This window comes from Lysinibacillus sp. RS11 (assembly GCF_042019215.1).
GTDB lineage: Bacteria > Bacillota > Bacilli > Bacillales_A > Planococcaceae > Lysinibacillus > Lysinibacillus xylanilyticus_A.
Genome location: NZ_CP168124.1, coordinates 3,679,125 through 3,692,429, shown reverse-complemented (window position 1 = coordinate 3,692,429; position 13,305 = coordinate 3,679,125). Strand labels below are relative to the sequence as shown.

Genomic DNA, 13,305 nt, shown 5'->3' with positions numbered 1-13,305 from the left:
CAATTTTATATCGTTTGGGCGAAGGATGGAGGAGGCTCCATTTTAGTACTTCGTCTTTTTTATTTCAACTTGTATTTCACTCGGACTGTGCCCATGAGACAATGGAACGGACAAGGTTGACACAGGAAATAGCTATTCCCCCTTGCGGGCACTTTTTGTGCACTGCTTAAAAAGCCTGCTACCCATCGTTCATTATTGAAGGTCTAACCACTGGCTGCGACGTTGTTGGAGAAGAGAGTGTAGCGCTCATTATGGTCTTCTTCACTTTGATTGCTCATCACGAGGCAGACATCGATGATTCGACTAGGCACCCAGGTCTGAGGCAATCTTGATTATTCCCACTATAGGAGGTGATTGGCATGTCACAAATGCTAGTCGGTATCGACGTGAGTATGCGCTCCCATCATGTCCAATTCATGCATGGCGAGGGTCATTCGCTTGCTGATTTTTCTGTTTCTAATGATATAGAAGGTGCGAACACCTTGATTCAAAAGCTTTTGAAAACAGCGGAAAAGAATCAGCTTACACAATTAAAAATTTGGATGGAGTCAACGGACCAATATAGTTGGCACCTAGCCCATTATTTGAAAAATCAGTTACAGGGCTATGCACCCTTGTTTCAAACAGCGGTGTTTATGCTCAATGCTCGAAAAGTAGCACGCTTTAAAAAAGGCTACGATACGTTACCGAAAAACGACGAATTGATGCCTGGGTAATTGCGGATCATTTACGCTTTGGACGCTTGCCATATGATATGCAAGAAACCCTTCAACACGAGGCGCTTCGCCGTTTAACACGTACACGTTTTCACATGATGCATGAAATTGCGCGTAATAAAACGTACATGTTAAATCAACTGTTTTTAAAACTTAGTGGCTTACGCCAAGATAATCCGTTCTCTAACACATTTGGTACGACGAGTTTAGCAGTCATTGAAGAGCTCGATCCTGAAATGATTGCAGAAATGCCACTAGAAGAGCTAGTAGAGTTCTTACAAGAAAAGGGCAAGAATCGTTTTGCGGAACCAGAAGAAATCGCAAAATATCTTCAAAAGCTGGCTCGCAACTCCTTTCGTTTAGACAAAACGATGGCGGATCCCGTTAATTTATCACTATCGGTGATTTTAAGTACGATTCGCCATATGGAAGCCCAAGTCAAGCGCTTAGATAAAGAAATCGAGCGTATGATGAAAGGATTCACCCAAACATTAACATCAGTAAAAGGCATAGGACCTGTGTACGCAGCGGGATTACTCTCTGAAATTGGTGACATTAAGCGTTTTGATGATCATCACGCTTTAGCGAAATACGCAGGACTTGTATGGTCACAATATCAATCAGGTGAATATGAATCAGAAAACACCCATCGTGTGCGAACCGGTAATAAGTATTTACGCTACTATCTCGTTCAAGCCGCTGATGCCATACGAAAAAATGACACTGAATACAAAACCTTTTATCAAAAGAAATTTAATGAAGTTACGAAAAATCAACACAAACGCGCTCTCGTCTTAACCGCTAGAAAACTTGTACGCCTCGTGCATTCGCTACTACGCACGAATCAGCTGTACATACCAACCGAAAGGAGAGAGTAAATTTACCCATTCTCTTTCTTTCAAACCTTTGAACCGACTTCCATTTTCGCCCTTTTTTTGCGCGAAAAATGCGAGGTTTATTTGAGTACGCTTAAAAACAGTTTTTTAGATGCTTACTAACTTAAGAGTTTCCAGTTTCGATGTTTTTTATGGTTGACATATTACCACTGGGCTTTCATTTTCGATAATACGCAAAATTCAATAACGGTGAATCTGATTTTCTGATTATTCTAATACGAAAAACTTTAAACAAACCCCTAACCGTGTAATTGCTACTCGGGTCTTTTTCTACAAAATAGTAATTTACTACTTGAAAGAGTATAATGATCAATCTCTTTCGAGTAGGGCGGATATTCTATCATTTATGATTATTGACGAGAAAGCATCATATAAGAAACGCTTAGAACGCATACGACTTCAATACAAGCGTTTCAAGGAGATATGCGAACTAATTAGCGTGGAAGATAGAAAGCTGTTTATACGTTATTTTGAGCATTCTCAGAAGGTGGATTATGAAACCTTAAGGAAAGCTGTCATAAATAATCTAACATTAATTGGTGAACGTTATTGGCATGATGAAAAAATGAAAGAGGAACACACTCGTGATTCTCTCAATACTTAAAAGATAATGAGGTGAACTTATGAAAGAACTACGATGCACAAAATGCGGAAAGCTATTACTTAAAGCGAATAAAGAGTATGAAGTAAGTACAAGTGATTGCGATTTAGAAGTACAATGCACACGCTGTAAAGCAATCAATCATTACAAAGTTAAATAATAATAGAGACTCTCGAAGTCCAGTAGCTGCACAGTGGTGTGTATGTTATTGGATTTTTTATTTTCTATTAAAAAATATTATTTTGGAGAGTACCCCCGGGGTTTTGGATTAAAAATATCGAAAATACGGTACACCGACTGCCCCCATTTGCTCTAAAAAAATTCCCTAAATGAAAATTTTTAAGGAGGTGAGGAAATTGAATAAACTAATAAATTTAAAAAGTATCACATTAAAAGGTTATGTGAATTTAGTCGGCAGACCAAGTGAGGTGCTGCATAGCGAGGAATATGGGGATTTTATTGAAATTATTCTACCAGGTGCATTTGAAAAAGCTTTATTGTTGGCTGAAGATGTGGACTTGATATTTAATCACAGGGAGTCGCGGAAATTGGGATCAATAAAACAAGGAAATGTTGAATTGTATGAAGATAATTTAGGATTGCGTATTAAATGTACAATAACAGATCCACTAGTGATTAAACAGGCTGAAAATGGTGAACTAAGGGGTTGGTCTTTTGAATTCAAGCCTTATAGACAGCATTGGATCACGGGAAACGACGGTATTAAAAGAAGATTTATTAGGGATTTATCTTTAAAGTCTGTGTCTCTTGCAGGGATGGGACAGACTCCAGCTTACAACGATACATCAGTTGAAATTAGTGCTACACCTAATAATTCACTAGATATTATTGGGGAGAAATGAAATTTCTAAAATTGAAAGGAATGAAAGCAATATGAATATAGAACAAATAAACTCTAAAACTATTAACAAAATTAATTTATACATCGAAAATAAGCAAAAATTAGCACTTAAACTTAACGAAAAGCGTAATGAAGTTAATGATTTACAGGTGGAATATGAACTTGAGGAGCAGGCATACCTCACTGATTTAAACGAGGGCGCTCTTAGTCGAATGAAAGAGATTAAACAAGACATTGCTGGTCTAGAAATCGAAATTAGAGGAATAGAGGTCATTTTAAATGAAAACAGCAAAGCGAAGTTTATTTTATTGGATGATGATCGACAAGAGTTATCTAAATCGTTTTCAAAAGCATGTGAAAAAAGAGACAAACTTTTTAATGATTTTTTGAAGAAAAAAGGAGAAGTAATTGCAGCGTATAACAAACTCAAAGAAGAGCATGAAGATGTAAATGATTTATATTTAGACATTATTATTCTAGTGGAAAATAATCTGGAAAGAGCGGAATATCGCCAAACAAAAGCAGCACTTTCACATATTCAAAATGGGGACATCATCCAAGAAGTGAAGGATATGTTTGAACAGTGTTCTACAATTAAATCCAATCCTGACTGGTCCTTATAGATGTAATTCTTACATTTGAGAAGGAGGTGTAAAACATGAAATTAAGAGCGTTGCAAAGTTTTAGTGGTGCTATGGGTAGTTTCCATAAGGGACAAGTTTTTGAAATTCAAGACCTTAATGTTGCCCAGAATCTAATCAGTTCTGGATATGCAGTAGAGGTTGAATCTTGCCCATCTTGTGGAAGTACCATAGATAAATAGTTAATACAAGATTAAAAAAACACTTACTTCGGTAGATGTTTTTATTTTCGTATCGAAAAATCTAACTTATTTTCATTCATTGTTTTACTTTTCCAATAGTGACATATTATACAGTTTGTTTTAAGATAAAAGTGGAGATTTATTACAACAAATATGTATGATTAATGTGCTATTAGGGGGTGCGATAATTGTTTTTACCTACAATTTATTGGCAAGATGGTAAGAGAACAAAACAATATCTAGAAATGTTAGTTGATGATTTAATGACAGAGTACAATGTAACACAACAAACTAGTAATCAAGGCTCAATGGAGTTAGGCGGGAACGCTGGTAAAATACTAGCAAAATACCGTAGAGACAATGGCAGTCAGCATCAAATTGAGGGTCAGATTAAAAAGTCAGATGCTGCCCTATTTAAAGATTTATACACTATTTTAGATAGTCAAAATATGATTCAAACGTTAGTTGGCTTTGATGATGATATTTGGAATCAATTGAAGACGGGTGAGTTCTTGCTGATCACAGGAGAATTTAAACAATCTCCAGCCGAATTAGTTTTATCCTCCATGTTTGATGTTGTTGAACAATTTAAAGGATTTTTTGAAGTGGCTAGCACTCAAGACCAGATTCAAAAAATAGAATTAGCATCAAACATTTTTAAATATAAGAAAGTCACTATGCTAATAGAACCTTATATTGAAGGGGATCATAAATTCTTTACATCGTTAGATTCAAATAATTTCGTTGAAGATAAGTATGATCTTGAGGGTGAGTTTACTATCTTAGCGAAAATAAAAAGGGTATATCAACCACATCAAAAAGTAGATTTAATGAAATTATTACCTGGTAAGTTAAGTATGAAGAAGGAGCAATTACTGACGATTCTTCCTACTCTAGATAATGAAAATTTATCTTTTGATGTTGGTGAAATTAATGAAGATTCATTTGAAATAAAGGGTCCTGCAATTGAATTAACTCCAATAGCAATTTATCAAGAATAATTATTGTGAAGGTATCAGATATACATTAAATACTTGTTCAGACAAATGTGAATAATACGTAAGAAGTCGCATCACAAGGTGTGGCTTTTTATTGCGCTTTAAATTTACATAATTCGCATATAGTACCAATGTGTTTACAATTGATGATGGAAAGGTGTGATTTATATGAAAAAAGAATTTATAAAATATGAGGAGTTTAATGAAGCAGCAGAAGAATTAGATTTATTAATAGAATCAGGTTATTACGGTGAAGAAGCAAGAAAGTTAGTTGAAGATAGGGAAAATTATGATGATGTAGATTATTTTATTAGAGTATTAACAGAATGGCATGAAGATAAGAATCAAGTGAATAAACACAAAACATACGAGTATCTTTCAATTATACTTAAGTTATATATTCAAGCGGTCAAAGAAAATCCTGAAAAATCACTTAAACTAATAGCTAATTTTAAACTGGGTCCCGAAGATAATACGGCTATGGAATTCATGACTGCATATACTGATTATGTTAGAGTGTTTAATGATACAAAATTATTAGCAAAAGAAGCAAACGCGGACCCACAAAATCTTGCAAAAAAATTAAGATATACAAAATCAATTTCTGTGGCTTATATGAATGGTATTGAATATATTAGCAAAACATTAAATCTATTAATTTGTTTAGAGAAAATTGTAAAAAAAGAGCCATATAATTTTTATAATATAAATAAAATGACCTTACATGATAAAATCTTGTTGTTTAATTCTGGGAATAAATATGCTGTTTTGTTGGAAATGATAGATAGAGAATTACGGAATGCTGAGGCACACTCAACAATAAATTATGTAGATAAAACAAAAAGTTATAAAATTAAACATAGAGAAAACGGGAAGATTAAAGAAAAAGATGTCCCACTTTTGGTTTTAATTGAAAAATTAATATTAGTAGGAAATTATGTTCAATCCTTTGAATATGCAGGTCAATTATTGACGATAAGTATAACGGATAGAGAAAAGTTTAATTTAATATACAATAAACTATTTAAAAACAATTAATTTACAAATTTAAGCCACACCTAACACCAGGTGTGGCTTTTTATAATTAGTTGGAATGTAAATAGATGCTTGTACAAATAAATGTTATTTAAGGTATTATTAAACTATCAAAACGAAATAGTTGTATAAAAAATTTTCATTAGGGATTGGTATTTGAACAGAATATAGCCCCGTAAATAAAATAAATATATTTACCTGTAAACTTAATATATTGAAGAAAGAAGGTTTAGAAATGAAGATAGAAAGAAATGAAAAATGTCCATGTGGATCGGGGAAGAAGTTTAAACATTGTTGCATTGATAATCTAAAATATACGCAAACGCTATCAAATTTAAATAATGGCTTGCCTAGAAAATACATGAGTGAATTTGCGTTACACACGTATTCTTCTACTGTGGCAATTTGTTATCCCAATGATTTAGATAAGGTAGATGTTTCAAATACAAATTATCACATATATATGATTCATGAGATTCCTAGATTAAGCTTTGTTAAAGATGGAATCAAAATTTTTGATACTCATGTAGAAATTTTGATTCAGGTAGGTGTTGTTGAAGATGTGTCTATTAAAAAGATTGAAATACAATTCATTGAAGGAAATCATAAGGAATTTTTTACTTATGAATTAATAGGGAATAAAGGCTTAATCCTTCGAAATGTTGAAGGTGGGGGTATACAAACAGATATTCTTTGCCTATATACGAATTTTTATAATGAACGGTTAAAATCAAAAATTTTATATGTAGGCCAATCTTATGGAAAGGCTGGAGAACGAGATGCAATTCAAAGACTGGGTTCTCATAGCACATTGCAAAAAATCTTGGCTGATGTTAGTCATAGGAATATTGAAGTTGAAGTGGCTATAAGTTTGTGGGAGTTTACCCCTAGATTGTTTTCATCGTTCGATGGAATAAGTAAAAATTATCTCACTACTGAAAGTGAAGATTTGGAACATTTAGCTAAAGTAATGTCTAATCCACCATTGAGGATCGATAATCAAATTATTAATGTAACAGAAGCGGGCTTAATTAATTATTTCAAACCAGAATATAATGAGAAATTTAAAAATAATTTCCCAGATATAGATCATAAGGGATATAAATTTTATTATAGTTATGATTACAATGCTATAGAAATTGAATTGGACCCATCATGTATAAATATAGAAATTTTTTCTGAAACACATGTTTACAGTCAGTGGAGGCCAATTAAATTTAATTTGCATTCAGAAAATGAGAGACGTTCTATATTTGATATTGATTTTTCAAATAGAAAAATCACTGATAATAATAAATAAAAAGATGGTCCAAAAAAGACCACTCAGTGATGGGTGGTCTTGCTTATGTAGTCCAAATATACGGTGATAATAGAAAGCATCGGGGGATAATCGTGAAATAATCTTTATCCTTTGTGAATAGTTTACTTATGTGAGGCGATACAGTTGCACAGCTTTATATTTGAGATATGTGCTTTAAGGGGGCTGGTCCTAAATCAATAATTTTTATGATTTGAACACGGGTTATAGTTCCTTTTATTAAATTTTTAAGGAATGGATAGACATGTCCAACATAGTCATCTAAGGATTTACATTCAATATTGGTTTGCATACGAATAAGAAATTTAACTTCACAATCAGTGTAATTTTCTCCGTCAATGATTATGGTGTTCGATTTTAAGATTTTTATTGTTGCAGAATCATTTTCAACGATAGTATTGTTTTCAATCTTTGAATAACAGGAACGAATAGAGGCAATACCTACTACACCGATCATATAGTTCCTCCTTTAGCTATAATTTAGGTTCTTCATACAAATACAATTCTTTTTAAGTTTCCAATAGAGTTTGAGCTCTAAATTTTTTTATAGTGTTTTTTAGAAATGTATATATTTTCTATGTCAAAAATTTTGATAAATGTTTTCCCGTTAGGACTCACTCGAGGTGTTCCGTATACAATCACTGGAACTCCATTATTCCATGAACCAGATTTATAAGGTAAATCACTCCAAATAGTATCTGCCACAGTATCATCAAGTAGAATACTAAGGTTGTTGTTTGAGTTGGTATTTAGCCATATTCGTTTATTAGAGTTTCTGATATATCCGCAATAAAAACCTGATATATTATGAATAATCATTTTATCCCAATCAAAGAGTATATCTTTTAAAGGGAAACTTTTATTATTTACGGTGATATTCAACTTGGTATTATTTAAAGCACCTTCTAAATGCTGATTTAATATATTCCTTAAAGTTTTGCTTTTAGTTGTTTTTTTTGCAGGGTCAAGCGTAAAGGAGTTTCTATTGTGTCCTTTTTTTGCACCAACATTCCCTGTTCCTTGCGTTTGAGTAACAGAACTAGGTGCTGTGAAAAAATTCGTTTTCTTCAGTTTAATTTCATTTGGATTAACAATTATTTTAGACACTTTATTTTTCCCTGGGCTACTTGATACAGATTTTGATGAACTTTCCTTTGAGCATTTGCCAATATGAGTTGCAGCAAAACAAGGCGGTTTGTTATCAGTGGAAGCTTTTCGAAAACTTGCTTTTCCTTTACATTCAATACACTCTAGATGTTGTCTAAGAAATAATTTTTCTGGTTCTGGTAGTAAATTGAAATCGTAAGAATTATATCTAGTATTATTAAAGGTACACAAAGCTGTATCCATATTTTCCTCCTAGTGTGTTTAGTGGTATATCCCCTTTGTTGTAATTTTATTGGAAAAATAAAAAACCGACAATCAAAAAGTAAATTATCTTTTTGTCCCACCGCAGTGTCCTAACGTTGAAATGCTGAGATCCATTGGGAGAGTAAGCATAAATCTATAAATTTTGAAACTTAATCATTTATTCTTTTAATCTTTTAAAACATGCTCTTAATAATTAATATATATAATCAAGCAGCTGCAGAAATGTGGTTGCTTTTTATTATAGCCAAAAGAAAAACACTTTCAGCTGCATGATGAACCAAGAGTGTTTTTTATATTTTATACAGCTTAATAATTGGCAATGATAATAAAAAAATGATTGGAGCGTGCCCATGAAACAATATTTGAAATTAGAATTATTAATAGAGCTACCGGCTGATCTAGAAGTTGAATTAATTAAGCCTCCTACACCACAAGTTGACCACCCTATAATTGTGGAACCCGATAAAAAAATAACTATGGAACCTGAAAAAATAATTGTGGACTCTGATAAAAAAATGACAATGACTGTAGATGAAATAGCAGAAGAATTACAAGTAAGCACCACAACGATTTATACTATGGTTCGTCAAAATGAAATTCCACATATAAAAGTGAGGGGAAGAATTTTATTTTACAGACCTACAATCGAAAAATGGTTAATGAATACCGAATGAAATAATTTAGAAAAACTTAAAAGGACACCTGGGTTATTGGGCGTCCTTTTTATGTGTTGATCTTACTTTGTGGAATCTGGAGTGAATTCTAGTAAATCTGATAGTTTACATTCAAAAACTTCACATAGAGTTATCAAGGTTTTTAAATTTGTTGATTTCATCTCCTCTTCAGTCCCTTTATACAATCGATTAATAGCATTTCTACTAAGTCCTGACTTTGCCATTAATTCTGATATTCCATCAATACGATGCTCAGCCATTAAAATTCTTAAATTTGATTTTATAGCCATTACAATACCTCTTTTTTAACTTTAATTATATCACTTTTGAAGTTAAATAGTTTTTGAAAATATTAAAAAGTAACCTTGCGGGGTTAAAATTTAACTTTACAATAACTTTTCGTGGTGATATATTAACCTTGTAAGGTTAATGTGTTGGGGTTTATTTATCATAGAAAATTACTCACTTGCTGCAGGAAAGAGAGGTGAAACACTATGACATACTTTGGTTTTAAAATTTCAAGAGAAGATGAAGCAAATTTTCCGAAATTCAAGGACTACAAAGAAGCTAGAGAGTATTTCAAAAAGAGATATGGTGACAAATACAATTTAGGTTACTGGGAACATATCGAAGGTTGGGGAAAAGTTTATTTTGATGATGTAGACGGACAACCTGTACAAATTCGAGAAGATGGAAATGTACATGTAGTTTATTAATTTATTTGGTGATAGAAAGTGAGGTGAAAACGATGGCATTTGAATACTTAGCACAATATACAACATTTGAATCAATAGCAGACATGGATACAGCTGTAGAGAATCACATTGCAGCACACTACTACGATTTGACTGAATCAGAACGTGCCATCGTTTTCAAGCTTGCTAGTCATGCTTTGGAACATCCAGGGGTATGTCATTTAAAAGCTTCCACAATCGCAACATCATTGGAGATTAGCACAAAGACAGTTTATAGAGCCATTTCAAAATTGGAATCACTAGGGATTATCAAAAAACAAACAACAACGAAGATAAAGGGAGGACGTGGTGCAAACATCTATATTATTTTGCCTATCCAATCTGAAATATGCGAAGATCCTGGCGAGCCTTTTGAGGAATGTGAGGTTGTTCCATTACAAAAAACTTATAACCTGGCTCATGCCGATAGGGAAGCGTGCAAAGAGTTCATGAATGAGTATCAACAAATGCTATTTGATTTTATGCATTCATTACCTATCCCAGATAAATTTAAGGATGATCTGCATAAAGTGGTACTAGCATCTAATGTAAGTAACATTCAGGAATTCATTTTGGCAAAAAACATTATTTTTAAAATGGCCAACGATATTAGAGACGGTGTGCTGACAGTTACAAAGACATTACGTGCAGTATTCATAGGAGCTCATAACAAAGCAGTACAGCATATAGGTAAGAATCCAACAACGAATACATCATATGCTAAGAAAAAGCCTAAAAATGTACGTCCAGTACCTTTCTACAACTGGCTGACTGATAGAGATGAACCAACAGAAGTATTTTAAATATGAAGGAAGTGAAGACACATGAAAGTAACGGTTAAAGAATGGCGTGTAATGTCTGATCATAACAAACAATTACTTTTGAATGCAGTCTCAACTAAATAAAACATAGACGAAAAAGGGGAATGAAAACATGCAGCAACATACACAACACACATTAGAAACAGTTGTACAAGAAAATAGCGGTAATGTATATAACTTATCAGCACAGATGATTCAATTAGAGGTTGTGAAGAATGCAGTATCAAGGCTAATGGAAAGAATTGATGAAATCATTTATAAAGGTTGGGATAAAGATCCTGGCATGTCATATTTATCAATTAATGAAATACGTGATACTGTTCGTTTAATCGATATGGGATTCTATCCATTGTTTAAAGAAATAGCAAAAGAAGTTGAAGCAATTAACAATCATTCGGAAGAACTATTCAACACAATATTTAAAGGCGATTTAGAGAAATCGATGTAGCTTCTAAGCTTGAATAAACAACACAGAGGGTTGTGGAACTACTTTTCTATAGAAAACAACATAAAAACATTTATTAAAGAGTTTAGTAGAGAACCAGAAAGCTTTGAAGAAGTAGCAACTTATTATAACGGAAAAGGGAGCAGAAGTGGTAGCTGCTTCTTAAATGAGTTATCGACATTTCTGATAAACCTTGAAGGGACAAAATGATTTAATTACATCAAAAGGATTATATGTTAAAATAGTACAAAATAACTCGATTGAAGGTGAAAATAATGACTAAAGATGAACTAATAAAAAATTATAAGGACAATGGTATTTTGATAGATGAAATCGACAGTGCAGTATACAATATAATTTTTGATAAAAAGTATACTGAAATTATTAAGTATAATGTAGCTACATTTGGGCTTGATACTATAATAATCTCAGCCAAAAATAGAGCAGTAATGGGAGGGCAGACTACCAATTTTATTAATGATCCTAATGTCACAATGTTAAGCTCATCTCCTTATGAATTTCAAGTGAATGGACCATTTATAGTAGCGGTTGGTTTTGCCCAGAGAATTATTACATAGAGATTATAGGTTTGGTTTTTCACTTTGCAAGTTGGAAAAGTTGTGTTTAAAAAGTTAGGCATTGTATTTCATGAAATTGAGGGCTTCCTTGTTTTGAGGAAGGCATAAAAAAGACATCACCCAAAATTTTAGAGTGAAGGAGATATGAGATTACTACGACAAGGTAGTATTAATTTTGCCTAATATAAAGAAAGACTAAAGGAAGGTGAATTTCAATGTCGTTTTATTATAGAATAATACCACTAACAGACCAATTTGACGACCCATTTTATCCTGTACTTGTAGAAGATGTAAGACAAGGAAATCAATTAGTAAGTGAGGTAGTGATTTTTGAACACGATAGGATAAAAGGAAAATTCGACTTTGGAAAATTAGAGCCAATAATAAACCATTGGCCAACGCCGATGGTCAACAGACTAAAAGATGAAATAAAAAAAGCGATTTTTTGATTATGTTTTAATGAAAGTTGTAAGTAAGATATAATGAGGGCTTTCATGTCGCTATTTTATATAACAAGACCCAAGTAATGCACTGTTCCAAGCAGTGCTATTTTTTATGGCATTCCTATAATTGGAAACAAAAAAGATTGAAGCAATAAGCCTCAATCTCACTCACACATTCCTGTACACACACTCGCCGTATTTTATTAGCCCCAATTCAGCCCCAATGTCTGCCCCAAAATAACAATAATTAATGCATGATTGTGCATTGTTGATAAAAAGCAAAAACCCTAGAGAACCTTGATATAAAAGGTTTTCTAGGGTTTTTTAAACTACTCTTTGCAGAGTAATTTAATTAACGAGAGTAGTACTCTACGATGAATGCTTCGTTGATTTCAGCTGATAATTCAGAACGCTCTGGAAGGCGAGTGAATGTACCTTCTTTTTTGTCAGCATCAAATGTTAAGTAGTCAGGTACGAAGTTGTTTACTTCGATTGCTTCTGCTACTACAGCAAGGTTTTGAGATTTTTCACGAAGAGAAATCGTTTGACCTGGTTTTACGCTGTATGAAGGAATATCAACGCGTTTGCCATCTACTAAGATGTGGCCGTGGTTTACTAATTGACGAGATCCACGACGAGTACGAGCTAAACCTAAACGGTAAACTAGGTTGTCAAGGCGAGTTTCAAGAAGAACCATGAAGTTTTCACCGTGAACACCTTTCATTTTACCAGCGCGGTCGAATAGAGTACGGAATTGACGTTCGTTCATGCCGTACATGTGACGAAGTTTTTGTTTTTCTTGAAGTTGTAAACCGTATTCTGATAATTTTTTACGTTGGTTTGGACCGTGTTGACCTGGTGCGTAAGGGCGTTTTTCGATTTCTTTACCTGTACCGCTTAGTGAGATACCAAGACGACGTGATAATTTCCAAGATGGACCTGTATAACGAGACATATTGTTGTCTCCTCCTTTAAATTTGGTTTTTTTGT

The 13,305-nt window shown here is 33.2% G+C and carries 17 protein-coding genes and 1 pseudogene; 14 read left to right on the top strand and 4 right to left on the bottom strand.

Features of this window, described 5'->3' with window-relative positions; all coding sequences use genetic code 11:
• Positions 1 to 359: 359 nt before the first annotated feature.
• The 8 genes and pseudogenes from AB9L17_RS18985 to AB9L17_RS18950 all read left to right on the top strand — a co-directional run bounded on the left by AB9L17_RS18985 (position 360) and on the right by AB9L17_RS18950 (position 7,231).
• Positions 360 to 1,594, top strand: a pseudogene (locus AB9L17_RS18985) (IS110 family transposase).
• A gap of 641 nt (positions 1,595 to 2,235) precedes the next feature.
• Positions 2,236 to 2,373 (top strand): Com family DNA-binding transcriptional regulator, encoded by a 138-nt coding sequence (locus tag AB9L17_RS18980; protein WP_140423013.1) that lies wholly within the window; start codon positions 2,236 to 2,238, stop codon positions 2,371 to 2,373.
• Positions 2,374 to 2,569: 196 nt separating this feature from the next.
• Entirely contained in the window at positions 2,570 to 3,076 is a 507-nt protein-coding gene (locus AB9L17_RS18975; protein WP_375199638.1) for an HK97 family phage prohead protease, read from the top strand.
• A gap of 31 nt (positions 3,077 to 3,107) precedes the next feature.
• On the top strand, positions 3,108 to 3,698 hold the full coding sequence (locus AB9L17_RS18970) for a hypothetical protein (protein ID WP_375199637.1): 591 nt from the start codon (positions 3,108 to 3,110) through the stop codon (positions 3,696 to 3,698).
• A gap of 35 nt (positions 3,699 to 3,733) precedes the next feature.
• Entirely contained in the window at positions 3,734 to 3,898 is a 165-nt protein-coding gene (locus AB9L17_RS18965) for a hypothetical protein (protein ID WP_375199636.1), read from the top strand.
• 188 nt (positions 3,899 to 4,086) lie between these two features.
• Positions 4,087 to 4,899, top strand: a complete 813-nt coding sequence (locus AB9L17_RS18960) for a DUF6414 family protein (protein ID WP_375199635.1) — start codon at positions 4,087 to 4,089, stop codon at positions 4,897 to 4,899.
• Positions 4,900 to 5,064: 165 nt separating this feature from the next.
• Positions 5,065 to 5,934, top strand: a complete 870-nt coding sequence (locus AB9L17_RS18955; RefSeq protein ID WP_375199634.1) for a hypothetical protein — start codon at positions 5,065 to 5,067, stop codon at positions 5,932 to 5,934.
• A 232-nt stretch (positions 5,935 to 6,166) separates the two neighbouring features.
• Positions 6,167 to 7,231, top strand: a complete 1,065-nt coding sequence (locus AB9L17_RS18950) for an SEC-C domain-containing protein (protein WP_375199633.1) — start codon at positions 6,167 to 6,169, stop codon at positions 7,229 to 7,231.
• Positions 7,232 to 7,385: 154 nt separating this feature from the next.
• Here AB9L17_RS18950 and AB9L17_RS18945 read toward each other — a convergent pair whose 3' ends face one another.
• Together AB9L17_RS18945 and AB9L17_RS18940 are read right to left on the bottom strand one after the other, a co-directional pair.
• Positions 7,386 to 7,706, bottom strand: coding sequence for a hypothetical protein (locus AB9L17_RS18945; protein ID WP_347722775.1), 321 nt, complete (start codon positions 7,704 to 7,706; stop codon positions 7,386 to 7,388).
• Between the two features lie 77 nt (positions 7,707 to 7,783).
• Positions 7,784 to 8,599, bottom strand: coding sequence for a hypothetical protein (locus AB9L17_RS18940; RefSeq protein WP_375199632.1), 816 nt, complete (start codon positions 8,597 to 8,599; stop codon positions 7,784 to 7,786).
• Between the two features lie 371 nt (positions 8,600 to 8,970).
• Between AB9L17_RS18940 and AB9L17_RS18935 the strand changes: the two genes are divergently transcribed.
• Positions 8,971 to 9,294, top strand: a complete 324-nt coding sequence (locus tag AB9L17_RS18935; RefSeq protein ID WP_375199631.1) for a helix-turn-helix domain-containing protein — start codon at positions 8,971 to 8,973, stop codon at positions 9,292 to 9,294.
• Between the two features lie 62 nt (positions 9,295 to 9,356).
• Here AB9L17_RS18935 and AB9L17_RS18930 read toward each other — a convergent pair whose 3' ends face one another.
• A complete protein-coding gene (locus AB9L17_RS18930) occupies positions 9,357 to 9,584 on the bottom strand; it encodes a helix-turn-helix domain-containing protein (RefSeq protein WP_274772799.1) in 228 nt (75 codons plus the stop codon).
• A gap of 204 nt (positions 9,585 to 9,788) precedes the next feature.
• Here AB9L17_RS18930 and AB9L17_RS18925 point away from each other — a divergent pair, with 204 nt between their 5' ends.
• The 5 genes from AB9L17_RS18925 (at position 9,789) to AB9L17_RS18905 (ending at position 12,321) form a co-directional block, all read left to right on the top strand.
• On the top strand, positions 9,789 to 10,010 hold the full coding sequence (locus AB9L17_RS18925) for a hypothetical protein (RefSeq protein WP_141903875.1): 222 nt from the start codon (positions 9,789 to 9,791) through the stop codon (positions 10,008 to 10,010).
• A 32-nt stretch (positions 10,011 to 10,042) separates the two neighbouring features.
• Positions 10,043 to 10,831 carry a helix-turn-helix domain-containing protein gene (locus AB9L17_RS18920; RefSeq protein ID WP_375199630.1) on the top strand — a complete coding sequence of 263 codons (789 nt, stop codon included), beginning with the start codon at positions 10,043 to 10,045 and terminating at the stop codon, positions 10,829 to 10,831.
• 130 nt (positions 10,832 to 10,961) lie between these two features.
• Positions 10,962 to 11,297 carry a hypothetical protein gene (locus tag AB9L17_RS18915; protein ID WP_375199629.1) on the top strand — a complete coding sequence of 112 codons (336 nt, stop codon included), beginning with the start codon at positions 10,962 to 10,964 and terminating at the stop codon, positions 11,295 to 11,297.
• Between the two features lie 272 nt (positions 11,298 to 11,569).
• Positions 11,570 to 11,872, top strand: a complete 303-nt coding sequence (locus tag AB9L17_RS18910; RefSeq protein ID WP_375199628.1) for a hypothetical protein — start codon at positions 11,570 to 11,572, stop codon at positions 11,870 to 11,872.
• Between the two features lie 215 nt (positions 11,873 to 12,087).
• Complete coding sequence (locus tag AB9L17_RS18905; RefSeq protein WP_375199627.1) at positions 12,088 to 12,321, top strand: hypothetical protein; 234 nt, start codon at positions 12,088 to 12,090, stop codon at positions 12,319 to 12,321.
• A gap of 346 nt (positions 12,322 to 12,667) precedes the next feature.
• Here AB9L17_RS18905 and rpsD read toward each other — a convergent pair whose 3' ends face one another.
• The gene (gene rpsD, locus AB9L17_RS18900; RefSeq protein ID WP_068984000.1) at positions 12,668 to 13,270 is read right to left on the bottom strand and encodes a 30S ribosomal protein S4; all 603 of its coding nucleotides are present in this window, start codon (positions 13,268 to 13,270) and stop codon (positions 12,668 to 12,670) included.
• Between the last annotated feature and the right edge of the window lie 35 nt (positions 13,271 to 13,305).